The following is a 26,439-nucleotide window of genomic DNA, read 5'->3' as shown; positions in this document are numbered from 1 at the left end:
CGAGTAGCCTCCCGAGGCCACTCTGTCGACTAGGGTCTGCGGTGTGGAGTTCCTGCTGATCATCGTCGTGGCACTGCTCGCGATCATCGCGGTGGTCGTCATCTTCAACTTCCTGGGCAACCGCAAGGCCCGGCAGGCCGAGGCGGACGCCCTGCGCAACCGCACCTACCGGCCCGGAGATCCGTTCTCCTCCGCCGACGACGACTCCGTCTACGGCGACCCCCGTCAACTGAAGCCCGGCGACCTCGTCGAGCTGCGCGGCGAGACCTACGCGGTGCGCGGCACCGTGCGGCTGACCCAGGACGGCTACACCTGGACCGAAAACTTCCTCGACACCGGAGTCGGAAACAAGGCGTGGATCTCGGTCGAGGACGACCCCGACCTGGAGGTCGTGCTGTGGCATGAACTGTCCGGCGTCGTGGTCGAGCCCGGCCCCGGGTCGGTCGAGGTCGACGGCCGTCGGTATCACTCCGAGGAGGCCGGCAGTGCCCGGTTCACCTCGGCCGGCACGACCGGCGTCGCGGCGTCGGGCCGGATGGCCTACCACGACTATCAGGCGGGTGAGGATCGGTTGTCCTTCGAGGACTACGGCAGCGGCTGGGAATGCGCGCGCGGCGAGCTCCTCGGCCGGACCGATTACCGCATCTTCCCCAGCAACCCCTCCGACCAGAACATCTGAGCGACGAAGGACTGCGAGACACATGTCAGAACAGCCCGAACTCGGTGCGACCGTCGCCCGTCTCCCCGTCGCATACGCCGACACCGGTGCCGCTCAGCTCGGCTTCTCGCTCGACGCCCCGCTGCAGGAGCCCCTGGCCCGGGAGGACGGCGAGATCGACGGCATCACGGTGTCGGTACGCCTGCTCGGCGCGAGCCATCAGGTCGTCGTCGACGACGGCGCCCAGCGCATCTGCGAGACCGTCGCATGCCTGCCCGACGTGAGCTCGGCGCTGCCGGAGACCTTCCAGCAGAGCGGTTATCTCTTCAGCTCCCGCATCGAGCGTGCCACCGACGATCAGATGGCCGCGCTCGTCGAACAACTCGGAGTCCGCGTCACCGAACAGATGGCGTCGGGGAACCCGAGCGTGATGGGTGTGTTCCCCGGCGACCCCCACGCGGTGACCGCGATCGTCTCCGAATCGACGGCCGAACAGATCTCGTGGCACACCTGGCACACCTATCCGCAGGCCGGTGACGTGGTCATCACGACCAGCGTGATCCACCGCGGAGCGATGCGCGCATGACATACCCGCCCGGCCAACCGCAGCCCGACCCGCGCCGCCGGCTCAACCGCATCCGCAACATCATCATCGGCATCATCGTGGTGATCACGATCTTTGCGCTGCTCGGCGCGTGCGGCGCCCGTGCCCTGCGTGGCGGGCTGGGTGGGTCGGCGCGCGACTTCATCTCCCAGAACTACGAACGCAATACCACCCTGGACGAGGGGGACGTGGACGCCTACGTCGCCGAGGGCACCCCCACCGAGGTCGCCGAGGACATCCGTGACGCCGAACGCCCCACCGATCAGCGCGCCGGCGCATCGGGGACGGGCAATGTCGCGGGCACCCAGTTCCTCCAGTACCGCGACTACATGGTCGCCCTGTTCCCCTACGCCGCCAACCAGACCCGCGTGATGCTGAGCCGTGACTACCGGTCGGGTTACAACCGGTACCACAACTACGTCGGCGCCTTCTGGGTTCCGACGCCGGGTTATTCCGGCAGCGGCAGCAGCAATCGCGGTGGCGGCAGTGGAGGTGGCGGCAAGTGACGCCCGGACCCCAGTTCTCGCGACCGATCCCCCAGACCGAAACCACGGCCCGAACCCACGGAGATGACCATGCTCGCTGACATGACCGAGAACGCCTACGCCGCAGGTGCCTACGCGGGTGTCGGGGTGATCGTGATGATCGTGTCGTTCGCGATCGTCGACCTGCTGACCCCGGGCAAGTTGCGTCACCAGCTCTGGGCCGAACGCAACCGCAACGCCGGAATCCTGGTGGGATCCAACCTCTTGGCGGTGGCGATCATCGTGACCGCCGCAATCGTCGCCAGCGAGGGTCGCCTGCTCGAGGGCCTCACCTACACGGTGGTCTACTCCGCGATCGGCCTGATCGTGATGGGCGTGACCTTCCTGGTCATCGACGCTCTGACCCCCGGCAAGCTCGGCGAGATCCTCGTCCACCCGGAAAGCCACCCGGCAGTATGGGTGCAGGGCATCGCCCACATCGGGGTCGCGGTCATCATCGCCGCCTCCATCCTGTGAGCACGCGCTCCTGTGAGAGCTGACTTTCCGTGACGCTCACCGACACCTCGACCGAACCGCTGTCCGCGCGACCACGTTTCGCGCGGTCCGCCCTGTTGGCCGTGGTGTTCGTCTGCGCCGCCTGCGGTCTCGTGTACGAGTTGGCGCTGGTGTCGCTGGGTTCCTTCCTGATCGGCAACACCGCGACGCAGGCGTCGATCGTCCTCGCGGTGATGGTGTTCGCGATGGGTGTCGGATCCCTCGCCGCGAAACCGCTCCAACCGCACTCGGTTGCCGCATTCGCGGTCATCGAGTTGCTGCTCGCCCTCCTCGGCGGACTGTCGGTGATGGCCCTCTACGCCGCCTTCGCCTACCTGGAGCTGTACACGCCGGCGCTCATCGTGGTGGCCTTCGTCCTCGGCGTCCTGATCGGGGCCGAGATCCCGTTGTTGATGGTGCTGCTGCAACGGATTCGACGCCAGGAGCCGGGCGCGGCGGTCGCGGACATGTTCGCCGTCGACTACATCGGCGCGCTGATCGGCGGTCTCTGCTTCCCTTTCCTGTTGCTGCCGTTGTTCGGTCAGCTGCGCGGGGCGCTCGTGGTCGGACTCGTCAACGCGGCCGCGGGTTGCTTCCTGGTGTTCGTCATCTTCCGGAAGTCGTTGGGCCGCGGCCAACTCGCCCTGCTGTCCGCCGGGGCGCTGGCGGTGGTCGCGGCTCTCGTGGCCGGCCTGATGCTGTCCGCCCGGTTCGAGGTGACCGCCCGGCAGGCCCTCTACCGCGACCCGATCGTGGCCGCCGCCCGCAGCGCCTACCAGGACATCGTGATCACCGAGAGGTCCACCGGCGCAGGCCCGGACACCCGCCTCTTCCTGAACGGCGACCTCCAGTTCTCCTCGATCGACGAGCACCGGTATCACGAGGCACTCGTCCATCCGGCTATGTCGGGTGACCGGTCCTCGGTGCTCGTGCTCGGTGGCGGCGACGGTCTGGCGCTGCGTGAGGTGCTCCGCTACCCGGATGCGCAGGACGTGACGCTCGTCGAACTCGACCCGGAGATGATCCGGCTGGCACGCACCGACTCCCGCCTGACCTCGCTCAACCAGGGGTCGATGACCGATCGTCGGGCCGAGGTGGTGACCGCCGACGCCTTCAGCTGGTTGCGGCAGACGAATCGTCGTTTCGACGTGATCATCGTCGACATGCCCGATCCCGACGACTCCGCCACCGCCAAGTTGTACTCCACCGAGTTCTACGCACTCGTGCGCGCACACCTCGCGGAGCACGGCCGCGTTGTCGTGCAGGCAGGTTCGCCGTACTTCGCGCCGAAGTCGTTCTGGTGCATCGCCTCCACCATGAGGGAGGCCGGGCTCCCGGCCACCCCGTACCACGTCGACGTCCCGGCATTCGGCGACTGGGGTTTCCACCTCGCGGGTGCCGACGGGCCGATCAGCCCGACCGTCGACGCCCCCGGGCCGCTGCGGTTCCTGAGTGCGGAACAGCTCACCGCGGCGACCGTCTTCCCGCTCGACCGGCAACCACTCGACCTTCCCCCGTCGACCCTGATGGACCCGCGAATCCTGCGGTACGCGCAGGGCGAGTGGGCCATCTACTGAACGGGTCTCGACGCAGGAGTCGCGTATCGTCGCGCGCCCCAACACGATTCGCGACACCGGTCACACCGATGCAAGCGGCCGAACGCGCCGTCTCTGACCTGCGATGTCAATTAGGGTGACACCATGTCGAGCGAAGTGGCCATCGTCGGTTCGATCCTGCTGCTGATCATGGTGCTCGGCCTCGTCGCGCTGGTCCGGACTCGGCGTCAGGTCACCACACCGACCGAACGCGCCGTGCACATGGCGCTGCACACCGCGTCTCTGGCCGCGCGATCGCTACGCACCGGGCTCTCCGACGAGTCGGCGGCCGAGGCACTCCCCCACCTGCGCACGCTGACCTCCGCCGAGGCCGTCGCCCTGTTCGACGACGAGCCGCGGCGCCTCGCCCACGAGCCGGACGACGACGAGATCTGGGACCCCGACATGCTGCGCGAGGCCGCCAAGGCAGCGGCGTCGGCGACCGGTGACCAGCGACGTGTCCTGGTGTCCGACCCGTGCGGCGCGGAGTCGCCGGTACGGGCCCTCATCGCGCAGCCACTCGTCGCCAGCGACGTCAACGTCGGCGTTCTCGTCGTCGCCACGACCCGCCGTCCGGGGCCGGGCATGCTCGGCGCCGTCGCCGAGGTCGCCCGCTATGTGTCGAGCCAGATCGAGTTGGCCGAACTCGATGCCTCCCGCGCGCGCCTGGACCGTGCCGAGGTGCTCGCGCTCCGCGCGCAGATCAGCCCGCACTTCATCTACAACGCCCTCAACACGATCGCCTCGTTCGTCCGCACCGACCCCGACCGTGCCCGCGAACTCGTCCTCGACTTCGCCGATTTCACGCGCTACTCGTTCCGCGCGAGCGGCGAGTACACCGTGCTGGCCGACGAGCTGCGCAACATCGACCGCTACCTCACCCTCGAACGGGCCCGCTTCGGCAACTCCCTCGACGTGAAGCTGCACGTCGCGCCGGAGGTCCTGAACGTCGTCGTACCGTTCCTCGCATTGCAACCGCTCGTGGAGAACGCGGTCCGGCACGGACTCGCGTCGAAGGGCGGCGGCACCATCATCATCACCGCGGCCGACGAGGGCACCGACTGCGTCATCACCGTCGAGGACGACGGCGTCGGAATGGACCCCGAACTCCTGCGCAGCGGCGCACTCGACGCCCTCGACCACAGCGAGGGCGCTCACGTCGGGCTCACCAACGTCGACCATCGCCTCCGCGCGGCGTTCGGCAACGATTACGGGCTGGTGGTCGAGACCGCGGTGGGCGCCGGGACCAAGGTGGGCATGCGGGTGCCGAAGTTCCGGGCGGGTATCCGGGCGTGAGAGCTAGAAGACCATCTTCGCGAGCAGGAATGTGGCAGCGGCGAAAGCGGCGGCCGCGGGGAAGGTGGTCACCCACGCGGCGGCCATGTTGCCGGCGGTGCCCCACCGGACGGCGCTGGTGCGCTTGGTCGAACCCACGCCCATGATCGCCGAGGAGATCACGTGGGTGGTCGAGATGGGTGCACCCAGGCCGGCCGAGGCGACGTAGAGCACCGAGGCGGCGGTGGCCTCGGCGGCGAAGCCCTGCGGCGGGTCGAGCTCGATGATCTTGCGGCCGAGCGTGCGCATGATGCGCATGCCGCCGGTGGCCGTACCGACGGCCAGGACCACAGCCGTCAGCAGGAAGCACCACAGCGGGATCGAGTAGTCGTCCTGGTATCCGGCGACGACGAGTGCGAGCACCACGATGCCCATCGTCTTGGCCGCGTCCTGCATGCCGTGACCGAACGCCATCATCGCGGCCGAGACGGTCTGTGCGTGCCGGAAGCGCCGTCCGGTGATGGCCGGCGAGGCGTTGCGGAACAGCCACATGATCGCCAGCATCGCCGCGGCGCCCAGCACGAAGCCGGCGAGCGGCGAGAGCACCATCGGCAGCAGGATCTTCTCCACGACGCCGGCCCAGAGCACGGTGACCCCGGCGACCAGGGCCGCGCCCACCATGCCGCCGATCAGCGCGTGCGATGACGATGACGGCAGGCCGAACCACCAGGTGATGAGGTTCCAGGTGATGGCACCGACGAGGGCGCACCCGACGAGCATCAGCGCGTCCGGTCCCTCTTTGAGATCGATGATGCCGGAGCCGACCGTGCTGGCCACCTTGGCGCCGAAGAAGGAACCGACCAGGTTGCCGACGGCGGCCATCGCCAGCGCCGCGCGGAGCGTCAGGGCGCGGGTCGACACCGAGGTCGCGATCGCGTTGGCAGAGTCGTGGAAACCGTTGGTGAACGTGAAGGCCATGGCAAGACCGATCACCACGAGAAGTGCGAACACGGGTGTGTCACGACTCCTTGAGGACGATGGTCTCGACGATGTTGGCGACCTTCTCGAAGGAATCGGCCGCATCCTCGAGTTCGTCGGCGACGTCCTTGAGCTTCATCACGCTCAGCGCATCGAGGTGGCCGTCGAACAGGTAGGCCAGGAAGGTCCGGTAGGTGTGGTCGGCGCGGTTCTCGAGGGCGTTGATCTCGATCCAGTACCGCTCGAGATCCTTCATGCCGGCCAGCCGCGGCATCGCGTCGGCGGTCACGCTCGCCGAGGTGTCGAGGATCTCGATCATCTCGCGCAGGTGCTGCGGGAGCTCGGTGACGCCGTAGAGGGCCATGAGGTGGGTCGCGGCCTCGATGTGGTCCATGACATCGTCCAGGCTCGATCCGAGGACGTAGATGTCGGAGCGGTCGAACGGCGTGATGAAGCTCGAGTTGACCGTGCGGAACATCTCGTGGGTGATGCGGTCGCAGTCGTGTTCGAGGTCGACCATCCGGCGCGCGATCTCCTCGAAGTCCGGTTCGGGTTCCAACAGGCCGGTGAGGGTCTTGGTCCCCTCGGCCAGGCACTGGGCCGAGGACGTGAACAACCCGTAGAAGAGATCGTTCTTGGGTTTGAACCGGGAGAACACAGTGACTTTCTTCCTATCTTGCGTCCAACGCATCGAGGCGACGCTGTGCAGCGAATTGCTCGGTGAGTCCGTCTGACGTCGGGATGGTCGTGGACAGGGTATCGAGACAGCCGACGGGCACACCCACCCGACCGGACTTTTTGCCTGTGAATCAGCTGCCAAGGGAGACGGCCGGTTCCGGTCTGTGACGCGGCCCACGCGGTACGATCCTCATGTCCGTCGTCGCGCGTCAGCGCAGCGGTCGGCGGGAGTCGCGCGTCAGCGCAGCGGTCGGCGGGAGTCGCGCGTCAGCGCAGCAGTCGGGAGGAGATGGATGTCCGGGCTGGTGGTGCTCGCCGTCGACGACGAACCTCCTGCTCTCGACGAACTCCGCTACCTTTTGGACCGGCAGGAGGCCGTCACCGAGGTGTACGCCGCGACGGATGCGACCGGCGCCCTTCGCGAACTCAACTCCCGCCGGGTCGACGCGATCTTCCTCGACATCAACATGCCGGGCCTGTCCGGACTCGAACTCGCCGGCGTTCTCGCCAAGTACGCGCGGCCTCCCGCGATCGTCTTCGTCACCGCACACGAGGACAAGGCGGTCGACGCCTTCGAGGTCGGCGCCGTCGACTATCTGCTGAAGCCGCTCCGCGAGGAACGACTCGCCCAGGCGCTCGGCCGGGTCCGCGCCGGCCTCGACGCCCGTACCAAGCCCGCCGGGGGCAGTCCGACCGCGACGCCTCCGGGTGAGCCGCGAGCCGCCTCCGACGAGGTGATCCCGGTCGAGATGAGCGGGGTGACCTCGCTCGTCCGGCGTGATTCGATCTCGTGGGTCGAGGCCGTCGGCGACTACGCCCGACTCCATGCCGATTCCGGCGCCCACCTGGTCCGCATTCCGCTGTCGACCCTCGAGTCACGCTGGCAGGACAAGGGATTCGCCCGGGTCCACCGGTCCTATCTGGTGGCCCTGCCGATGGTCACCGGCCTGCGGACCACCGGGGGCGGGACCGTCGTCAGCGTGCGCGCGAACGGGGCGTCGGAAGCGGTGGAGCTGCCCGTCAGCCGTCGTCAGGTCCGCGACCTGAAGGACCGGCTCATCCGGGACCCGTTGCGCCAGTACCGTTCCCCCGCCGGTCGCGGCGATGTCTGAGAATCCGCAACGCGAGCGCGTCGTTCTCGCCTCCCGGCGTGGCGCCCGGATGGTGCGCACCCGGGTGGAGGTCCAGGAACAGACCGAGGTCGGCGACGCGCTGGTGCGCGGCCTGATGCGCGCACAACTCGGGTTGGCGTTGCGTCTCGGCGGGAGTCTGCTCGTCGTCGTGGTGGCGATCCCGCTGCTCGCCGTGCTGCTCCCGAACGTGGCCGAGACGACCGTCTTCGGCATCCGGATCACCTGGCTCGTCCTCGGACTCCTCGCCTATCCGGTGCTGTACCTGACCGGGCTGTTGTACGTACGGCTGGCCGAACACGCCGAACGTGACTTCATGAGTCTCGTCGACGACGACGCCGGCGATCCGGGTGGGACGTGAGCGGCGTCGACGTGCTGACCGCCGTGGGGTTGTTCACCGCGGCCGTCGCCACCATCGTGGTCGGGGCCTGGGGCGGCCGGTTCTCCCGCACGACGTCGGATTTCCTGGTGGCCTCACGGGCCGTCGGGTCGCGATGGAACGCCGCTGCGGTGTCGGGTGAGTACCTGTCGGCGGCGTCGTTCCTCGGTGTCGCCGGACTCGTCGCGAAGTACGGCGCCGACGCGCTCTGGTACCCGGTCGGGTTCACCGCCGGATATCTCGGCCTACTGCTGTTCGTCGCCGCACCACTGCGTCGTTCGGGCGCCTACACCGTGCCCGACTTCGCCGAGTTCCGGCTCTCCTCGACGGTCGTGCGAAAGACCGCGATGGTGGTCGTGGTCGTGGTCTGCGTGCTGTACCTCATCCCCCAGTTCCAGGGCGCGGGACTCACGCTCAACATCCTGCTCGGCGCACCCGTCTGGACGGGCGTGGTCGGCGTCGGGCTGATCGTGATCGTGAACGTCGTCGGTGGCGGGATGCGGTCGATCACGTTCGTGCAGGCATTCCAGTACTGGCTCAAGCTGACCGCCATCGCGATTCCCACCCTCGTGCTGATCGGGGTGTTCGCGAACGATCCGGCGCGTGTCGGCGAACCCGCACCGCCGCGGGTCACGACCGCCACCACCGTCGACGTCACCACCGATGTCTCGGTGACCGTCGCCGAGTCCAAGGGAGTACGCGTCACCGGCACGCTCGACGGTTCGCCGGTGGTCGACGCCCCGATTCCGTCCCCCGGTGGTCATGTCATCTCCGCCGACTCCGTCATCTTCCTCGACGCCGGCGCGGCCACCCCGGTCGTGGCGGGAGCCCCGGTCCACGGGTCGGACTGGGTGGCGCCCGGCGGCGGTCTCGGCGGGCGCCACCCGCTGTTCGGGGTGCTCTCCCTGATCCTCGCGACGTTCCTCGGCGTGATGGGTCTGCCTCACGTCCTGGTGCGCTTCTACACCAATCCGGACGGCCGCACGGCGCGTCGAACGGCGCTCGCCGCGATCGCACTGCTGTCGCTGTTCTACCTGTTCCCCGTCCTCCTCGGGGTGTTCGCGCGTCTCTACGTGCCCGAGCTGCTGATCACCGGTACATCCGACGCCGCGGTCCTCCTGCTGCCGAGCGCCGCCATCGGGGGCCTGGCCGGGCAGATCCTGGCCGCGCTGGTGGCGGCCGGCGCGATCGCAGCGTTTCTGGCCACGTCGTCGGGTCTCCTGGTGTCCGTGGCGGGGGCGCTGGCGACCGATGTCTTCCGCGGGCGCGTGCGCGACTTCCGTATCGCCGCGGTCATCGGCGGGGCCATCCCGATCGCGCTCTCGCTGGCGGCGGGTTCACTGGAACTGTCCCGGACCGTCGGGCTGGTGTTCGCCGTCGCCGCGTCGACGCTGTGTCCGCTGCTCGTTCTCGGCATCTGGTGGCGGGGCCTGACGTCCGCCGGCGCGATCGCCGGGCTGATCGTCGGCGGGGTGTCGTCGGGTTCGGCCACCTCCCTGGCGATCGCCGGGGTGATCGACGACGACGTGTTGGGCGGCTGGCCGGCCGCACTGGTCGGTTATCCGGGCGCGGTCACCGTGCCGCTTGCCTTCGGCACGATGGTGCTGGTCAGCCTCGCGACCCGACGACGGCTGCCCGGCGATCTCGCCCGTACCTTCGCGCGGATGCACGTCCCCGAACGCGTCGGGATGGGCGTCGACCGGCTTCCCGGCGCCTGACCGTTCACCGTTCGTCGGATGTGATCGACCGCCCGTCGCACAGTCGACGACCTTCGGCGTGTGACCCACGACACCGATTGCGGTGTGATCTGCGCCTCAATCAGGCTGTTCCCCGAAGTGCCATCACAGCGGCCTCCGCCGCGTGGCCCCATCGACTTGGAGGACAGCGTGTCGAACATCGACCAGCCAGCAGCGGCACCACCGCATGCGCCGTCGGGCGAACAGTTCATCGAGATGCAGAACAGCCCTCAGTTCCAGGAGCTGAAGGCGCGCCTGCGCAAGTTCATCTTCCCGATGACCGCGTTCTTCCTGATCTGGTACGCGATCTACGTGCTGCTCGGCGCCTTCGCGCATGACTTCATGGCCATCCAGGTGTGGGGCAACATCAACCTCGGCCTGATCCTCGGACTGCTGCAGTTCGTGACCACATTCGTCATCACCGGCCTGTACGTACGCTTCGCGAACCGCGAACTCGACCCGCGTGCCGAGGCCATCCGCAACGAGATGGAAGGCGGCCCGTCGCTGTGAACACCTCCGTCCACACCACCACGCTCGCCGCCACCGTCGGCAGCCCGGTCGCCAACATCGCGATCTTCGCCGCATTCGTGGCGATCACGATGTACATCGTCATCCGGGCCAGCAAGAACAACAATTCGGCCGCGGACTTCTTCACCGGAGGCCGTGGCTTCTCCGGCCCGCAGAACGGCATCGCCATCGCCGGCGACTACCTGTCGGCGGCCAGCTTCCTCGGCATCGCCGGCGCCATCGCGGTCTACGGCTACGACGGCTTCCTCTACTCCATCGGCTTCCTCGTCGCGTGGCTCGTCGCATTGCTGCTCGTCGCCGAATTGCTGCGCAACACCGGCAAGTTCACGATGGCCGACGTCCTCAGCTTCCGCCTGAAGCAGCGGCCGGTCCGTCTCGCGGCGGCCATCTCGACCCTCGCGGTCTCGCTGTTCTACCTCCTCGCCCAGATGGCCGGTGCCGGTGGCCTCGTCGCCCTCCTGCTCGACATCGAGGGCCGTCTCGGCCAGTCGATCGTGATCGCGGTCGTCGGCGCGCTGATGATCGTCTACGTCCTCATCGGCGGCATGAAGGGCACCACCTGGGTGCAGATCATCAAGGCGGTGCTGCTCATCAGCGGCGCGGCGATCATGACCTTCATCGTCCTCGCCAAGTTCGGCATGAACCTGTCGTCGATCCTCGGTGCCGCACAGGACGCCATCAGCAGCTCCGGCAGCGAAAAGGTCGCCTCGCGTGACGTTCTCGCACCCGGCGCCCAGTACGGCGGTTCGCTCGAGTCCAAGATCAACTTCCTCTCGCTGGCCATCGCCCTGGTCCTCGGCACCGCGGGCCTGCCGCACGTGCTGATGCGCTTCTACACCGTGCCGACCGCGAAAGAGGCTCGTAAGTCGGTGGTCTGGGCGATCGCGCTCATCGGCGCCTTCTACCTGTTCACCCTCATCCTGGGTTACGGCGCGGCCGCTCTGGTCGGACCGGACAAGATCCTCGCCGCCGCCGGCGGACAGAACGCCGCGGCACCGCTACTGGCCTTCGAACTCGGCGGTGTGGTGCTCCTCGGCATCATCTCCGCGGTCGCTTTCGCCACGATCCTCGCTGTCGTCGCCGGCCTGGCGATCACCGCGTCGGCCTCGTTCGCCCACGACATCTACGCGTCGGTCATCAAGCGCAACAAGGTGAGTGAGGACGACCAGGTCCGCGTCTCGCGGTACACCGTCGTCGTGCTCGGTGTCCTCGGCATCGTGCTCGGCATCCTGGCCAACGGTCAGAACATCGCCTTCCTGGTGGCCCTGGCCTTCGCCATCGCCGCGGCGGCGAACCTGCCGACGATCGTGTACTCGCTCTACTGGAAGCGCTTCAACACCCGCGGCGCCCTGTGGAGCATGTACGGTGGCCTGATCTCCACGATTCTGCTGATCGTCTTCTCGCCGGCCGTCTCCGGCTCGTCGACCGCGATGATCCCCGGCGCCGACTTCGCCTGGTTCCCGCTGGCCAACCCGGGCATCGTCTCGATCCCGCTGGCCTTCGTCCTCGGCATCATCGGCACCCTGACCTCGCCGAGCGACGCCGGAACCCCGGAACGCAACGCGGAGATGGAGGTTCGCTCCCTCACCGGCATCGGCGCGGAGAAGGCCGTGCAGCACTAGCCTTCGCAGCAAACCCACCCCTTATGGCCAGGTCCACCACCTCGAAAGGTGGTGGACCTGGCCATTCGTGGTGGGTTTACGGAGGGCAGTCTGGAGCAGCTGAGTTCCAGCGCTCAGGCGTCCTGGATCCGCGCGAACGGCCGGGCCGCCTCGAGTTCGAATGCGAGTTCCAGCAGGGTCCGCTCGTCACCGAGGTCGGCGGAGAACTGGGTACCCACGGGCAGTCCCGACTTCGCCTGTCCCAGAGGCAGACTGATCGCCGGGGTGCCCGACGTGTTGTTCGCGGGCGTGAACGCGACGTAGCGCGTGAGACGGTCCATCGCCTCGCCGAAGTCGATGCCCGGGTCGAGGTAACCGATCTCCGGCGGCAGGTGTGCGAGCGTCGGCGACAGGATCACGTCGAACTGCTCGTGGAGCGACCGGAACGCGGCGGTGGAGCGTCGGAGACCGCGGATCGACGACGGCATGCGGTAGAAGTGCCGCAGGGCGTTGCGCGACAGACCGCGGGTCAACGGGTCGAGCTGCTTGCGATCGAAGCCCTTGTCGTGCAACCGCTTACCGGTGCGGTCCAGCGCGAAGGCCAGCAGCGACCAGTAGTCGATGAACTGCCGGATGTAGGCGCGGTCGACCGGTAGCGGCACCATCTCCGTTCGGTGACCGAGCGATTCGACGAGTTCGGCGACCTCGGTGACGCACCGCTGGGTGTCGCGGTCGAGCAGCTGGCCGGTGATCGGTTCGGTGATCAGCGCGATCCGCAGCCGCCTCTCCCCCGGCCCTTCCACCAGACCGACCGGCGGCAGGCCGGGACCGGGACGGAAGCCCTGCGAGTCGTCGAGGAAGCGAGCGGTGTCCCGCACCGACCGGCTCACGATCCCGTTGCACACCAGGTCGATCGGCGCATCCTCGGTCTGCTTCGCCGGCGCGGTTCGACCCCGGCTCGGTTTGAGTCCCACGAGACCGCATGCGGCAGCGGGGATCCGGATCGACCCGCCACCGTCGTTGGCATGCGCGATCGGCAGCGCGCCCGCCGCCACGAGGGCGGCCGAACCACCGGAGGAGCCACCGGCAGAGTAGTCGGTGTCCCACGGGTTGCGAGTCGGCTCCCGGTCGACGTACTCGGTCGTCGCGGTCAGCCCGAAAGCCGGCATGTTCGACGCCCCGACGAGGTTCACGCCGGTCGCCAGGAACTGGTTGGTGAAGGCCTCGTTCGCCGAGGCCGGGTTCGGCGCGACCGCAGCCGACCCGTGGCAGGTGGGCAGGCCCGCGAAGTCGGTGTTGTTCTTGATGATCGACGGCACGCCGACGAACGATCCGGACGGGAAGTCGTTGTCGACGGCGCGCTTGCGGGCACGCTCGCGGTCGTCGAAGGCGACCGCGTTCAGCTGGGGATTGACTGCGTCGATCCGGGCGAGAGCCGCTTCGACAGCCTCGGCGGCCGAGATCTCCCGGGCGGCGATGGCGTCGGCGATGCCGACGGCATCGAGATCACCGAGTGCGTCGTCTGTGAACGCGTGAACCTTCTTCATGCCCGGACCCTATCGCCCTCCGGCGGACCCCGGGGCCGCTCCCAGCATCGCGGCGACATCGTCGACCAGCTCCGCGACGTAGGCGTCGTCGACCGCGAGACCGAAGACCGCGTGGTGGTAGAGGGGTGCGATCACATGGTCGAGGAGCTGCCGCACCGACGGCGTCGCCTCGCCGCGCTCGCGCGCCCGCGCGATCATCTCCTCGACCTGCTCGCGGCGGATCTCCCAGCACGGGCACACCTCGACGACGTCGTCGCGCGCCGCGACCATCGCACGCAGGTAGGCCCGCCGCTTCGGCCGGCCGATGTCGGCGGCGATCACGCGCGCCCACTCGGCGATGTCGTCGCGGAGCACGCCCGTGTCGGGCAGCGGTTCACCCTGCGTCAGTGCGGCAACCGCCACCTCGCCCAGGAGCGCGTCGATCGAGCCCCACCTGCGGTAGATGCTGGTCGGGTTGACGCCGGCGAGGTCGGCGACCTCGGGGATCGTCATCGTGTCGCGCTGGCCGGCACCGACGAGTTGCCCGACGGCGGCGTACACCGCCGACTGGACGCGAGCGCTCCGACCGCCGGGCCTCTTCGCGCGCGGTGTCGCGTCCGCGGTATCCGCCTGCGGTGTTGCGCTGCCCATAGCCATGCAGCCATTATTGCAAATCTGATTGCTTTTGGAAGGAATCCGCGGCTATCGTCGTTCTAAATGCAACTGCATTTGCGTTAAGGAGACGACATGGCGCCGCTACATCCCCACCGCGCGTTCTGGCTGATCGCGGCCACGTACGTGATGGTGCTCTTCGCCTCCGCAGCTCCGTCGCCGCTGTACCCCATCTATCAGGAGCTCTGGGGTTTCTCGTCACTCACCCTGACCCTGGTCTTCGCGGTCTACGTGGTCACGATGCTGTCGAGTCTGCTGACGGTGGGGTCGCTCTCCGACCACATCGGCCGTCGCCCGGTGCTTGCGGTCGCACTCGTCCTGCTGATCGCCAGCATGGTGCTCTTCGTCGTCGCCGGGGACGTGGGGACGTTGCTCGCCGCACGCGCGCTGCAGGGCCTCGCCACCGGCGCGGCCATGGGCACGCTCACCGCGACGACCGTCGACCTCCAGCCCACCGCCCGACTCGGCTCGACGATCATCGGCGCCGCCCCGGCCTTCGGTCTCGCGACCGGTGTCGGTGTCGCCGGACTGCTCGTCGAGTACGCACCCGCGCCCCGAATTCTGGTCTACGAGGTCGTTCTCGGACTGTTCGCGGCGCTGCTGATCGCACTCCTCGTGGTCCCGGAGACCCGCGAACGCGTGGGCTTCACCTCGCGCCGGCACCTGGCCACGACTCTCGCACCCCAGGTTCGGGTGCCCCGCGAGGTCCGCCCGGTGTTCTTCGCCGCGGTACCCACCCTGGTGGCCACCTGGTCACTCGGCGGGCTGTATCTGTCGCTCGGCTCCTCGGTCGTCGCACGGGTCTTCGGGGTCACCAACCACGGTGAGGCCGGGCTCATCCTCTTCACCTTCTTCGCCAGCGCGACGATCACCTCGCTGTTCATCACCGGACGACCGGCGACGTTCAAACAGGCCTACGGTTACCCGACCCTCGCCATCGGCGTCCTGATCTCGCTGTCCGGCGTCCTGACCGAGATCCTGCCGCTCTACATCCTCGGCTCGCTCGTGGCCGGCTCCGGCTGGGCGGCGACCTTCCTCAGCGCCATGGACAACATCACCGCCGCGACACCTCCCGCCAAGCGCGGACAGGTCTACTCCTCGGTGTTCGTCGCCAGCTACCTCGCGTTCAGCATGCCTGCCGTGATCGCGGGAATCGTCGTGTCCCACATCGGGCTACGCGCGACGGTCATCGGATACGTCGGCTACGTCCTCGCCGTCGCACTGTTCGGGGCGGGGCTGGCGGTCGTCATGCGACGCGCCGCCGCCAGGACCGAGTCGGCAACTCCTGAACCGGAAGACGCGACGGAGCCGGTGGCGGTCGGCAAGTCCTGAACGGACGCCGGGATCAGCCCCGGCCCCGCAGCCCCACCATCCGGGTGGCCAGCTGCGCATAGAACTCGCCCATCTTCTCGGGCGGGAGTGAGTTCTCGGCGCGGTACCAGCGCGCGAGGTCGATGCCCATCGACAGCATCGCGTTGGTGGTGGCCTGGGAATCGGACACGTCGAAGTCGCCGTTCTCGATCCCGGCGTCGACGATGGCACGCACTCGCCGAGTGATCTCCCGACGCAGTTCCATGACCGGCTCGAGGTGTTCGGGGGCGAGCGATGCGAGTTCGTAGTTCACGACGCGGCCGCGCACGTGTTCGCGCGCATGGTGCTCGGTGAAGGCGCCGATGACCGTCTCGAGTCGTTCCCCGGGCGGGGCCGTCGGATCGTCGACCTCGTCGATCATGGCCAGGATGCGTCGGTGCCCGGCGTCGGAGAGCTCGAAGAGCAACTCCTCCTTGGACCGGAAGTGCACGTAGACCGCGGCCGAACTCATCTGCGCGCCGTTGGCGATGTCACGGGTCGTCGTGGCGTTGAAGCCCTTCGCTGCGAACGCCTCGACCGCGGCGAGCAACAACCGCTGTCGGGCAGCGACCGGTTGCGCACGGGTCGTCGGTTCCGTTGACGAGACCACGTCCACCCCCTCGTTCACTCGGCGACCTCGCGCCTGTTCCAGCCGATTGACACCGCCTCCGATGCGCGGCATAGTGCAAGATATCACTAAGCAAGCGCTTAGTCAGCGGCCGGTCTTCAGGGTTCTCCCAGGTAGACGGTCCGTGATTGGTGTCGCCGAACACCCGGCAACCCCCGACAGGAGTAGAGAAGAACCCATGCACCTGAAGTTCAGTCCGGAGGAAGAGGCGTTCCGCGAGGAACTGCGCAGCATCTTCGCGAAGGTCCCCGAGGACCTCCGCAAGCGGAACGAAGAGGGGAAGCTCAACTACCCCGACGACATCATCACCTCGGCGCGCATCCTCAACGAGCACGGCGTGCACACCCCGAACTGGCCGGTCGAGTGGGGCGGCAAGGACTGGACCCCGATCCAGTTCCACATCTACCGCGAGGAGATGAGCCTGGCGTTCGTCCCCGACCCGCTGCCGTTCAACGCCGGCATGATCGGCCCGGTCATCGCCCAGTTCGGCTCGCAGGAGATGAAGGAACGCTTCCTGCCGAAGACCGCCAACCTCGACATCTGGTGGTGCCAGGGCTTCTCCGAGCCCGAGGCCGGCTCCGACCTCGCATCCCTCAAGACCCGCGCGGTCCGCGACGGCGACCACTACGTCATCAACGGCCAGAAGACCTGGACCACGCTGGGCCAGTACGCCGACTGGATCTTCCTGCTCGCCCGCACCAACCCGGACGTCAAGAAGCAGGCCGGCATCAGCATGTTCCTGATCCCGATGGACACCCCGGGCATCGAACTGCGTCCGATCCAGCTGATCGACGGTAGCTACGAGGTCAACGAGGTCTTCTTCAACGACGTCAAGGTGCCCGCCGAGAACATGGTCGGCGAGGAGAACAGCGGCTGGACCCAGGCCAAGTTCCTGCTGGGCAACGAGCGCAGCGGCATCGCCCGCGTCGGCTACACCAAGACCAACCTCGCCCGCGCGAAGCGTCTTGCCGCACAGACCAAGACCGCCCACGGGACCCTCCTCGACGACCCGCTGTTCGCCACGCGCCTCGCCGAGATCGAGAACGAACTGCTCGCCCTCGAGGTCACCCAGCTGCGCGTGGCCGCGTCGTCGGCCGACGGCAAGCCGAACCCCGCCTCGTCGCTGCTGAAGCTGAAGGGCAGCCAGCTGCAGCAGGCCGCCAAGGAGCTCCTCTCCGACATCGCCGGCCCGGACTCGCTCCCGGTCGCCGAGGTCGCCGCCGACGCGCCGAACGGCAGCGCCCAGGTCGACGCACCCGAGTGGGCCCAGCTGGCCACACCCGAGTACCTCAACTACCGCAAGGTCTCGATCTACGGCGGTTCCTCCGAGGTCCAGCGCCAGATCATCGACAAGGCGGTCCTCGGTCTCTGACCGCCGGCCCCTCCGACCTCACTTCGACTTCACAGACCAAGGACGACAATGGATTTCGAGCTTTCCGAAGAACAGGGGATGTTGCGCGACACCGTGCGCGAGGTCCTCACCAAGACCTACGACGTGGAGACCCTCCGCAAGGTGACCGACACCGATCTCGGCTACAGCGAGAAGGTGTGGAAGTCACTCGCGGAGATCGGCATCCTCGGCCTGACCTTCCCCGAGTCCGAGGGCGGCATGGACGCCGGACCGGTCGAGTTCACCAGCGTGATGACCGAACTCGGTCGCGCACTCGCCCCCGAGCCGTACCTGGACTCGGTGCTGGTCCCCGGCTCGCTGCTCGACGCCGCCGACGACGCGACACGCGCCGAGCTGCGCGGCGGTCTCGCCTCCGGTGAGCTGCTGATGGCCTTCGCCCACAACGAGCCCGGCGACCGCTGGCCGCTGGCCGCGGTGGCCACCACCGCCACCGCCGAGGGCGTGCTCAACGGCACCAAGACGCTTGTCGGACACGGCGATTCCGCACACAAGCTGATCGTCTCGGCACGCGTGGGCGACGAGGTGGGTCTGTTCCTCATCGACGCCGACGCCGAGGGTGTCACCCGCACCGCGTACCGCACCCACGATCGTCGACGCGGGGCCGAGTTCACGTTCAACGACGCCAAGGCCACCCGCCTCGGCAGCGGCGACGCAACCGAGCTCATCGCCAACGCGGAGATCGGCATCCAGACCGCACTGTGCGCCGAGGCCCTCGGCGCCATGGAGCGCAGCCTCGAGCTGACCGTCGAATACCTGAAGTCGCGCAAGCAGTTCGGCGTTCCGCTGGCCACCTTCCAGTCGCTCACCCACCGCGCCGCGGACATGTACGTCCAGCTCGAGCTCGCCCGCAGCATGGTGCTGTACGCGACGGTCGCGCTCTCGGACGGTATCGCCGACGCGGCCATCGCCTCGCGCGTGAAGCTGCAGACCGTGCGTTCGGCACGCCTGATCGGCCAGGAGGCCATCCAGATGCACGGCGGTATCGGCATGACCGCCGAGTACCCGATCGCGCACTACGTCAGCCGCCTGACCGCGATCAGCCACACCCTCGGCGACGCGGACGCCCACGTCACCAAGCTGTCGAAGAACCTCGCGTCCTACGACATGCTCAGCGTCGGCTGACACCCCTCCGCTGCCTGAGGAGCGATAGCGACGAGCCACGAAGGCCTGGTGAGAAATCGTCACCAGCCCTTCGTGGCTCGCTTCGCTCGCACCTCAGGGAGCAAGGGGTGGGCTTCGCCTCCCACCCCGTTGCCCTGCCCACCGATAGTGTTCATCTGCGAACGTCGGTGAGGAGAGAGGGACTCGGATGGAATTGCTGCGTGACAATCTGGCCGCTGGGGCGTCGTTCAGCCTCGTCGGGATCGCCCTGCTCGTCGTCGGCTTCGTGGCGCTCGACATGGTGACCCCGGGCCGGCTGCGGCAGCTGGTGTGGATCGACCACAACCGCAACGCCGTCATCCTCACCACCTCGATGGTCATCGGCCTGTCGATCGTGCTGGTCTGCTCGGTCATCGACACCGAACTCCTCGAGCTGTGGCGGGCGCTGCTCTACACCGCCGCATACGTGGTCCTGACGATCGCGGTGATGATGTGGTCGTTCGTGCTCATCGACTGGCTGACCCCGGGCAAGCTCGGCACGCTTCTGCTGGAGAACGACGAGCATCCCGCCGGCTGGATCACCGCCGCGGTCTTCGTCGGCATCGGTGCCGTCATCGGTATGACACTGCTGGTCTGAGCCCGTTTCGGAGGCGCGACCCAGCCCTATTGACGGTCCGCCAACAACCTATTGACGGTGCGCCAACAAGCCCATAGTGTTGGCGACCATGACCGCATCACTCATCGAAGAGTCCATCGACATCGACGCATCCGCCGAGCAGGTGTGGTCGGTGATCTCCGATCTCCAGCGCATGGGCGAGTGGAGCCCGCAGTGCAAGAAGATGATCATCCGCGGGGGCACCGTCGGCCTGGGGACCAAGACCATCAACATCAACCGCCGTGGCCCGCTGGTGTGGCCCACCACCTCCAAGGTCGTGCGCTTCACGCCCAACCAGGAGATCGCCTTCCGCGTGGCCGAGAACCACACCGTCTGGAGCTACGCCATCACCCCGAACGGGTCGGGCGTGACCGTGACCGAGCGCCGCGAGGTGAACGGCTCCACCACCAAGGTGTCGTCGCTGCTCGTCGACAAGCTGTTCGGCGGTGCCGATTCCTTCGAGGCCGAACTCAAACTGGGGATGGCCGAGACCCTCGGCAAGATCAAGCGCGCCGCGGAGAGCCAGCTCGACCGCGTCTGAGAACCGGTGACGCCCGTCAGGTTCCGCTGATCTTGTCGATCAGCTCGGGGAGGTCGGCCACCGAGTCGATGACGTGGTCCGGGTAGGGCCCGAACTCGTCACGCGCGAGCGCATCGAGCGCCTCCTCGCGGAACTTGCCGGTGCGCACCAGCACACCGATCAGCGCCGACGCCTGCGCACCCAGGACGTCGTTGTGCATGTCGTCGCCGACCATCACCACCTGGGTGGGCTCGAGTCCCAGCATGTCGGTGGCGGCACGGAATCCGAGCGGCGACGGTTTGCCGATCGCCTTGATCTTCTTGCCCGACGCCTTCTCGAGCCCTTCGAGGTAGACGCCGGTGTCGATCGACAGCCCGTCGGCCGTCGACCACGTCATCGACCGGTGCATGGCGATCACGGGCACTCCGTCGAGCAGCATCTCGAGGACCTTCGACAACGCATCGTGGGTGAACACGGGGCCTGCCCCACCGAGCACCACGACCTCGGCGTCCGCCGGGTCGTCGGTCAGCTCGACGCCGGTCATGTCCTCGGCGATCGGGCCCTGGTTGAGAACCCACACCCGCTTACCCGGGAAGGTGGTCCCGACGTATTCGGCGGTCAGCTTCGCGGCCGTCAGGATCTCGTCGGCATCGACGAAGAACCCGCAGTCGTTCAACAACTCCGCGATCTCGTTGCGCGAGCGCGAGGTGGTGTTGGTGAGGAACATCCGCGGGATCTTGCGGTCGGCGAGTCGGGAGACGGCCTCCACTGCGCCGGGCAGAGCCTTCCACGAGGTGACCATCACCCCGTCGATGTCGAGAAGCAGACCCAATGCCATGCGCACGAATGTAGTCTGCGGTCCCCGGCGACGCAGTGCAGGCATCCCTCGAACCGGGTACCCCGACCGGACGCGTCGACTCACCTGGCATCCTGAGCGCATGCGTACCGTCGCAGAGCATCAGGCCGTCGTCTCCGCCTTGTTCGGCCCACCCGTTCCCGTCCGGTTGTCCCTGTCGGAGGCGCTGGGCAGGGCGACGTTCGACGACGTCGACGCGCCGCTGTCGTTGCCCGGTTTCGACAACTCGGCCATGGACGGATTCGCCGTCCTCGCCGACGATCTCGCGGGCGCCTCCCCTGACTCCCCCGTCACGCTGCCCGTCGCCGCGGACATCCCGGCCGGGCGCACCGACGCCCTCGCACTGACACCCGGAACCGCGCACCGCATCATGACCGGCGCCCCGTTGCCGGCCGGCGCCGACGCCATCGTCCCGGTGGAACTGACCGACGCGGTCGTCGGCCCGGTGGCGGCCGCGGAGACGGTCACCTTCACGGCACCGGTCGAATCCGGAAAACACCTCCGACGTGCGGGTTCCGACATCGCGCGGGGCGAGCGTGCACTACCTGCCGGCACCGTCATCGGAGCACCGCAGGTCGGGCTGCTCGCCGCGCTCGGGATCGCCGAGATCACCGTCGCCCGCCCGCTGCACGTTGTTGTGCTGTCCACCGGCTCGGAACTCGTCGAACCCGGAAAACCGTTGCAGCACGGGCAGATCTACGAGTCGAACGGGGCGATGCTCACCACCGCCGCCATCGAGGCCGGGGCGATCGGCCGGCACGTGCACTTCGTGCCGGACAATACCGGCGACTTCCTCGCACGGCTCGATCAGGTCGCCGGCGAGGCCGACCTGATCATCACCTCCGGGGGTGTCAGCGCGGGCGCCTTCGAGGTCGTGAAGGACGCGCTGTCGGCCACCGGTTCGGTGGAGTTCGTGAAGGTAGCGATGCAACCCGGCATGCCGCAGGGGTGCGGTCACCACACCGCATCCGACCGGCCCGACGGAACGCCCGGGCCCACCGTGCCGATCATCACACTCCCGGGCAACCCGGTCAGTGCCCTGGTGTCCTTCGAGGTCTTCATCCGGCCGGCACTCCGTGCCGCAATGGGGTTGCCGCCACAGCGACGTCGGGTGACCGCCCGACTGGGTGCCGACATCCGGTCACCGCAGGGCAAGCGGCAGTTCCTCCGTGGAGTCCTCCGGACCGACGAAGACGGATCGGGCGTCGTCGTCGACCCGATCGGCCCGCCCGGCTCCCATCACCTCCGCTTCCTCGCCGAAGCCGATGCACTGATCGACGTGCCCACCGAGGTCGACGGTCTGGCCGTCGGATCCGCAGTCGACGTGCTCGTCCTGCGCTGAGCTCTAAGCTGGACCGGAGTCGTACCCGACCCGTGGTGCGCCACATTCATCGAGCGGCCCGCATCGGGCACAACAGGAGGTAGATCGTGGCCAGACGTCCGCGTCCGGACGAGGGCAACGTCGGTCGTGTCGCCCATTTCCTCGACCTGGCCCGTGAGACCGTCCCGCCGATCCATCCGGCCGGTATCCCGTTCGTCGCCGCCCCCGCGGCGGTCGCGCTGCTCGGACGCCGCCACCGCTGGATCGCGCGACCCGCGGCTCTGACCGCGGGGGCATGTGCCGCGTTCTTCCGGCACCCGAGTCGTATCCCGCCGACCGAGCCGGGCGTGGTCGTCGCACCTGCCGACGGCACGATCGCACTCGTCGACGAGGCCGTCCCACCGGCCGAAGCCGGTCTGGGCACCGATCCGCTGCCCCGCGTCTCGACCTTCCTGTCGATCTTCGACGTCCATGTACAGCGTGTGCCCATCGCCGGAACGGTCACCGCGGTCACGCACACTCCGGGCGCGTTCCTGTCTGCGGACCTGCCCGAGGCCAGCCGTGACAACGAGCGCACCACCATGACCATCCGTACGACGAAGACCGGCGGCGACGCCGGACCCGACCTCGCAGTCGTGCAGATCGCGGGACTCATCGCACGCCGTATCGTCTGCGACGCGAAGGTCGGCGACGCCCTGCGGCTCGGCGACACCTACGGGTTGATCCGCTTCGGTTCCCGGGTCGACGTCTACTTCCCCAAGGGCACCACGCCCCGCGTCTCGGTGGGTCAGCGCGCCGTCGGCGGCGAGACCCCCTTCGCCCACCTCGACCTCTGATCCGGCCCGTGAACCCCCAAGCTGCGAACTCCTCCGACGGTCCCGCCGGGCGCCGGGTCGGCGGCACCGGAATCCGCCGGCCCTCCAAGAACCCCACCGCGCGGTCGGCGCGACGCCAGGCGCAGGCCCATGCCCCGACACCAGCGGAACCGCGCGAACCCGAGCGGCGGCGTCTCCGTAAGCAGGCTCAGGCCGGCCGCCTCATCATCCCGTCGTCGCTGACGATCCTCGCGATCTGCGCGGGACTGACGGCGATGCGCTCGGCGACCACCGGCGACATCGACGCCGCCATGGGTCTGTTGGTGGCCGCGGCCTTCCTCGACGGGATCGACGGACGGGTCGCCCGCCTCATGGGTGCGACGAGTCGGATCGGTGCCGAGATCGACTCCCTCGCCGACGCCATCAACTTCGGCGTCGTACCGGCGATGATCGTCTACTTCTTCCTGCTCGACGGCCAGGATCTCGGTTGGGCACTCGCGCTCATCTACTGCTGTGCGATCGTGCTGCGCCTGGCGAGGTTCAACACCCTGCTCGACGACGACGAGGCGCCCGCGTACACGCGGGACTTCTTCGTGGGCATCCCCGCGCCCGCGGCCGCGATCTGTGCGCTGCTTCCGATCGGCCTGGCCCAGCAGTTCGGCGACGGCTGGTGGACCTCGCTGCCGGCCGTCGGCGGCTGGCTCGTCCTGGTGGCCTTCCTCGCGGTCAGCCGCGTCCCGACCGCGTCCTTCAAGACCGCGTCGATCCCGTCCCGCGCGATCGCCGGCCTCTTGGTCCTCGTCGCGGTCTGTGCCGCCCTCCTGCTCACCTACCCGTACGTGCTGATGATGATCGGCATCCTCGCCTACGCGATTCACATCCCGTTCGCCTGGCGGTCGCGGCGCTGGGTGGCCTCCCGACCGGAGTACTGGAACGAGAAGCCCTCCGAACGACGTGCGCAGCGCAAGGCGTCGAAGGCCGCGCCGGGTGGCCGCCGACGACGCCCGGTGTTGAAGTCGCAGCGCAGGTTGGGCCTCAACCGGCCCACCGGCGCTCCGGTCGCCACGAAGTCCTCCGAGCCGGTTGCCGATCAGACCGAAAGCGAGACCGAATGAGCTCACAGGTGTCCCTGACGCTGACCGCGCGGCTCAACGCCTCCGCCGCCGAGGCACGCCGAGGCATCATCCGGGTCCACCCCGAGGTGCTGACCGCGCTCTCCCTGCGCGAATGGGACGCCGTGTCGATCACCGGCGCCCGTGTGACCGCCGCGGTGGTCGCGGCGACCGACTCGTCGGCGCCGACCGGGGTCGCCCTGCTCGACGAGATCCTCTTCTCCAACGCCGGGGTCAAGGAGAACGCCTCGGTCGTCCTCGCGCCGGTCGTCGTGCACGGCGCGAGCCGGGTCGTCGTGAACGGTTCGGTGCTGGCCACGCAGTCGATCACCGAGTCCACGCTCCGACGCGCGCTGCTGGGCAAGGTGCTCTCGGTCGGCGACGCGGTGTCGCTGCTGCCCCGCGACCTCGGACCCGAACTCGCCGCGACCGAGGCGACGCGCGCCCTCGCCCGCTCGGTGGGCATCACCTGGACCACCGAGCTGCTCACCGTCACCGGCACCGATCCGGGCTCGCCCGTCAGCGTCCAGACCAACACCGCCGTGTTGTGGTCGACGACCGCCGGCGAGGTGCCCCCACTCGGCGACCGCGCCGGCTCCCCGCGTATCCCGGGCGCCCTCGGCATCGTGCCGGACGCGCCGGTCGGTTCACCGTCACCGACGACGACCGCAACGCCCGTCGGGGTGGTCCCGGTCGAGGAACCCGACGTCCCGGTCCGGCCGGTGTCGGAACTGGTCGGCGTCGACTCGCAGATCACCAAGCTCACCGAATGGCTGGCGATCACGCTCGACGAGCCCGATGTCCTGCGAACCCTGGGCGCCGCACCGCGCCTCGGCGTCCTGGTGACCGGGCCCGCGGGCGGCGGCAAGGCGACGCTGGTCCGATCGGTCTGCGCCAAGCGGACCCTCGTCACCGTCGACGGCCCGACGACCGGCGCCACCGAACCCAACACCCGCCTGCGCACGGTCGCCGACGCGGTGGCCCGCGCCCGGGCGACCGGTGGGGTCCTGCTCATCACCGACATCGACGCCCTGCTGCCGTCCGAACCGGAACCGGTCGCCACCCTCATCCTCGACGAGCTGCGCTCGGGTATCTCCGACGGCCGGATCGCGCTCGTCGCGACCACCGCCGAACCCGTTCGCCTCGACTCGCGCCTGCGCGACCCGTCGCTGTGCGACCGCGAACTGATCATCGGCCTGCCCGACGCCGCGACACGCGCACGACTGTTGTCGGCGATCCTGTCGACCGTGCCCACCGAGGGCGACCTCGACCTCGACTCGGTTGCCGCCCGCACCCCCGGTTTCGTCGCCGGCGACCTCGCCGCACTCACCCGCGAGGCTGCCCTGCGTGCCGCGACCCGCGCCAGCGCCGGCAAGTCCGAACCGGCCCTCCGCACCGAGGATCTCGTCGGCGCGCTCGACGTCATCCGGCCCGTGTCCCGGTCGGATTCTCCCGAGGTGGCACTCGGTTCGATCACCCTCGCCGACGTCGGCGACATGGTCGAGACCAAGCAGGCCCTGACCGAGGCGGTGCTGTGGCCGCTGCAGCATCCCGACACCTTCGCCCGGCTCGGCGTCGACCCGCCGCGCGGTGTGCTGCTCTTCGGTCCTCCCGGATGTGGCAAGACCTTCGTCGTCCGCGCGCTCGCCGCGTCCGGGCAGCTGTCGGTGCACACCGTCAAAGGTGCCGAGCTGATGGACAAGTGGGTCGGCTCGTCGGAGAAGGCGGTCCGCGACCTGTTCGCCCGCGCCCGCGAGTCGGCGCCGTCGCTGATCTTCCTCGACGAGGTCGACGCGCTCGCGCCGCGTCGTGGGCAATCCACCGACTCCGGGGTGGCCGACCGTGTGGTCGCCTCGCTGCTCACCGAACTCGACGGCGTCGAACCACTGCAGGACGTCGTCGTACTCGGCGCGACCAACCGGCCCGACCTCATCGACCCGGCACTGCTGCGGCCCGGACGCCTCGAGCGCTTGGTCTTCGTGCCGCCGCCGGACGCCGCTGCCCGCGGGGACATCTTGCGAACCAGCGGCCGCGACGTCCCCCTCGCCGACATCGACCTCGACGAGCTCGCCGCCGACCTCGAGGGTTACTCCGCCGCCGACTGTTCGGCGTTGCTCCGCGAAGCCGCACTGTCGGCGATGCGTCGCGACATCAACGCCGCGGCAGTCACCGCCGACGACGTCGCCGAGGCCAGGAAGCGGGTCCGCCCGTCGCTCGACCCCGACCAGGTGGAGAACCTCCGGGCCTATGCCGAGCGTCGGTTGGACTGAGGGTCCCCACATGCCCTGCGG

The 26,439-nt window shown here is 68.6% G+C and carries 26 protein-coding genes; 20 read left to right on the top strand and 6 right to left on the bottom strand.

Annotation, left to right across the window (positions count from 1 at the left end; all coding sequences use genetic code 11):
* The first annotated feature begins 43 nt into the window (after positions 1 to 43).
* The 6 genes from M1L58_RS04420 (at position 44) to M1L58_RS04395 (ending at position 5,172) form a co-directional block, all read left to right on the top strand.
* Positions 44 to 679 (top strand): DUF4178 domain-containing protein, encoded by a 636-nt coding sequence (locus M1L58_RS04420; protein ID WP_248657964.1) that lies wholly within the window; start codon positions 44 to 46, stop codon positions 677 to 679.
* Between the two features lie 22 nt (positions 680 to 701).
* The gene (locus M1L58_RS04415; RefSeq protein WP_248657963.1) at positions 702 to 1,244 is read left to right on the top strand and encodes a DUF2617 family protein; all 543 of its coding nucleotides are present in this window, start codon (positions 702 to 704) and stop codon (positions 1,242 to 1,244) included.
* Positions 1,241 to 1,768: a DUF4247 domain-containing protein gene (locus M1L58_RS04410; RefSeq protein WP_248657962.1), complete on the top strand. Its 528-nt coding sequence runs from the start codon at positions 1,241 to 1,243 to the stop codon at positions 1,766 to 1,768. The genes M1L58_RS04415 and M1L58_RS04410 overlap by 4 nt, the downstream gene beginning before the upstream one ends.
* 69 nt (positions 1,769 to 1,837) lie before the next feature.
* Positions 1,838 to 2,263 (top strand): DUF350 domain-containing protein, encoded by a 426-nt coding sequence (locus M1L58_RS04405; RefSeq protein ID WP_006867300.1) that lies wholly within the window; start codon positions 1,838 to 1,840, stop codon positions 2,261 to 2,263.
* 29 nt (positions 2,264 to 2,292) lie between these two features.
* Positions 2,293 to 3,858 carry a polyamine aminopropyltransferase gene (locus M1L58_RS04400; RefSeq protein ID WP_248657961.1) on the top strand — a complete coding sequence of 522 codons (1,566 nt, stop codon included), beginning with the start codon at positions 2,293 to 2,295 and terminating at the stop codon, positions 3,856 to 3,858.
* 123 nt (positions 3,859 to 3,981) lie between these two features.
* On the top strand, positions 3,982 to 5,172 hold the full coding sequence (locus M1L58_RS04395) for a sensor histidine kinase (RefSeq protein ID WP_248657960.1): 1,191 nt from the start codon (positions 3,982 to 3,984) through the stop codon (positions 5,170 to 5,172).
* A gap of 3 nt (positions 5,173 to 5,175) precedes the next feature.
* On the opposite strand, the gene M1L58_RS04390 is transcribed toward M1L58_RS04395, so the two are convergent.
* Together M1L58_RS04390 and M1L58_RS04385 are read right to left on the bottom strand one after the other, a co-directional pair.
* Positions 5,176 to 6,162, bottom strand: coding sequence for an inorganic phosphate transporter (locus M1L58_RS04390; RefSeq protein ID WP_006867303.1), 987 nt, complete (start codon positions 6,160 to 6,162; stop codon positions 5,176 to 5,178).
* Positions 6,163 to 6,169: 7 nt separating this feature from the next.
* A complete protein-coding gene (locus M1L58_RS04385) occupies positions 6,170 to 6,787 on the bottom strand; it encodes a DUF47 domain-containing protein (RefSeq protein ID WP_006867304.1) in 618 nt (205 codons plus the stop codon).
* Positions 6,788 to 7,100: 313 nt separating this feature from the next.
* Here M1L58_RS04385 and M1L58_RS04380 point away from each other — a divergent pair, with 313 nt between their 5' ends.
* From M1L58_RS04380 to M1L58_RS04360, 5 genes are all read left to right on the top strand, one after another.
* Positions 7,101 to 7,919, top strand: coding sequence for a LytR/AlgR family response regulator transcription factor (locus M1L58_RS04380; protein ID WP_248657959.1), 819 nt, complete (start codon positions 7,101 to 7,103; stop codon positions 7,917 to 7,919).
* Positions 7,912 to 8,298, top strand: coding sequence for a hypothetical protein (locus tag M1L58_RS04375; RefSeq protein WP_006867306.1), 387 nt, complete (start codon positions 7,912 to 7,914; stop codon positions 8,296 to 8,298). Before M1L58_RS04380 ends, M1L58_RS04375 begins: the two co-directional genes overlap by 8 nt.
* Positions 8,295 to 10,034 (top strand): sodium/solute symporter, encoded by a 1,740-nt coding sequence (locus M1L58_RS04370; RefSeq protein WP_248657958.1) that lies wholly within the window; start codon positions 8,295 to 8,297, stop codon positions 10,032 to 10,034. The genes M1L58_RS04375 and M1L58_RS04370 overlap by 4 nt, the downstream gene beginning before the upstream one ends.
* A gap of 168 nt (positions 10,035 to 10,202) precedes the next feature.
* A complete protein-coding gene (locus tag M1L58_RS04365; protein ID WP_006867308.1) occupies positions 10,203 to 10,562 on the top strand; it encodes a DUF485 domain-containing protein in 360 nt (119 codons plus the stop codon).
* A complete protein-coding gene (locus tag M1L58_RS04360; RefSeq protein ID WP_006867309.1) occupies positions 10,559 to 12,202 on the top strand; it encodes a solute symporter family protein in 1,644 nt (547 codons plus the stop codon). The genes M1L58_RS04365 and M1L58_RS04360 overlap by 4 nt, the downstream gene beginning before the upstream one ends.
* Positions 12,203 to 12,315: 113 nt before the next feature.
* On the opposite strand, the gene M1L58_RS04355 is transcribed toward M1L58_RS04360, so the two are convergent.
* A complete protein-coding gene (locus M1L58_RS04355) occupies positions 12,316 to 13,728 on the bottom strand; it encodes an amidase (RefSeq protein ID WP_248657957.1) in 1,413 nt (470 codons plus the stop codon).
* Between the two features lie 9 nt (positions 13,729 to 13,737).
* Positions 13,738 to 14,364, bottom strand: coding sequence for a TetR/AcrR family transcriptional regulator (locus tag M1L58_RS04350; RefSeq protein ID WP_248657956.1), 627 nt, complete (start codon positions 14,362 to 14,364; stop codon positions 13,738 to 13,740).
* 90 nt (positions 14,365 to 14,454) lie between these two features.
* Here M1L58_RS04350 and M1L58_RS04345 point away from each other — a divergent pair, with 90 nt between their 5' ends.
* Positions 14,455 to 15,711 (top strand): MFS transporter, encoded by a 1,257-nt coding sequence (locus M1L58_RS04345; protein WP_248657955.1) that lies wholly within the window; start codon positions 14,455 to 14,457, stop codon positions 15,709 to 15,711.
* 13 nt (positions 15,712 to 15,724) lie between these two features.
* Here the strand turns inward: M1L58_RS04345 and M1L58_RS04340 are convergent, their stop codons facing one another.
* Positions 15,725 to 16,411: a TetR/AcrR family transcriptional regulator gene (locus tag M1L58_RS04340; RefSeq protein ID WP_282578319.1), complete on the bottom strand. Its 687-nt coding sequence runs from the start codon at positions 16,409 to 16,411 to the stop codon at positions 15,725 to 15,727.
* A 124-nt stretch (positions 16,412 to 16,535) separates the two neighbouring features.
* Between M1L58_RS04340 and M1L58_RS04335 the strand changes: the two genes are divergently transcribed.
* The 4 genes from M1L58_RS04335 (at position 16,536) to M1L58_RS04320 (ending at position 20,065) form a co-directional block, all read left to right on the top strand.
* Complete coding sequence (locus M1L58_RS04335; protein ID WP_006867314.1) at positions 16,536 to 17,729, top strand: acyl-CoA dehydrogenase family protein; 1,194 nt, start codon at positions 16,536 to 16,538, stop codon at positions 17,727 to 17,729.
* Between the two features lie 48 nt (positions 17,730 to 17,777).
* Positions 17,778 to 18,890, top strand: a complete 1,113-nt coding sequence (locus M1L58_RS04330) for an acyl-CoA dehydrogenase family protein (RefSeq protein ID WP_006867315.1) — start codon at positions 17,778 to 17,780, stop codon at positions 18,888 to 18,890.
* A gap of 187 nt (positions 18,891 to 19,077) precedes the next feature.
* Positions 19,078 to 19,506 (top strand): DUF350 domain-containing protein, encoded by a 429-nt coding sequence (locus tag M1L58_RS04325; RefSeq protein WP_248657954.1) that lies wholly within the window; start codon positions 19,078 to 19,080, stop codon positions 19,504 to 19,506.
* 88 nt (positions 19,507 to 19,594) lie between these two features.
* Entirely contained in the window at positions 19,595 to 20,065 is a 471-nt protein-coding gene (locus tag M1L58_RS04320) for an SRPBCC family protein (protein WP_040536417.1), read from the top strand.
* 16 nt (positions 20,066 to 20,081) lie between these two features.
* On the opposite strand, the gene M1L58_RS04315 is transcribed toward M1L58_RS04320, so the two are convergent.
* Positions 20,082 to 20,882, bottom strand: a complete 801-nt coding sequence (locus M1L58_RS04315; protein WP_006867318.1) for an HAD-IIA family hydrolase — start codon at positions 20,880 to 20,882, stop codon at positions 20,082 to 20,084.
* Positions 20,883 to 20,982: 100 nt separating this feature from the next.
* Between M1L58_RS04315 and moeA the strand changes: the two genes are divergently transcribed.
* The 4 genes from moeA (at position 20,983) to M1L58_RS04295 (ending at position 26,418) form a co-directional block, all read left to right on the top strand.
* Positions 20,983 to 22,242, top strand: a complete 1,260-nt coding sequence (gene moeA, locus M1L58_RS04310) for a molybdopterin molybdotransferase MoeA (RefSeq protein WP_248657953.1) — start codon at positions 20,983 to 20,985, stop codon at positions 22,240 to 22,242.
* 86 nt (positions 22,243 to 22,328) lie between these two features.
* Complete coding sequence (locus M1L58_RS04305; RefSeq protein ID WP_248657952.1) at positions 22,329 to 23,057, top strand: phosphatidylserine decarboxylase; 729 nt, start codon at positions 22,329 to 22,331, stop codon at positions 23,055 to 23,057.
* Positions 23,058 to 23,065: 8 nt separating this feature from the next.
* On the top strand, positions 23,066 to 24,151 hold the full coding sequence (locus M1L58_RS04300; RefSeq protein ID WP_248657951.1) for a CDP-alcohol phosphatidyltransferase family protein: 1,086 nt from the start codon (positions 23,066 to 23,068) through the stop codon (positions 24,149 to 24,151).
* On the top strand, positions 24,148 to 26,418 hold the full coding sequence (locus tag M1L58_RS04295) for an AAA family ATPase (protein ID WP_248657950.1): 2,271 nt from the start codon (positions 24,148 to 24,150) through the stop codon (positions 26,416 to 26,418). Before M1L58_RS04300 ends, M1L58_RS04295 begins: the two co-directional genes overlap by 4 nt.
* Positions 26,419 to 26,439: the final 21 nt, after the last annotated feature.

Origin of the sequence: Gordonia sp. C13 (assembly GCF_023218005.1) — a bacterium.
Taxonomy (GTDB): Bacteria; Actinomycetota; Actinomycetes; order Mycobacteriales; family Mycobacteriaceae; genus Gordonia; species Gordonia namibiensis.
Note: the sequence above shows the minus strand (reverse complement) of the source record. Positions and strands in the feature narration are given on the sequence as shown.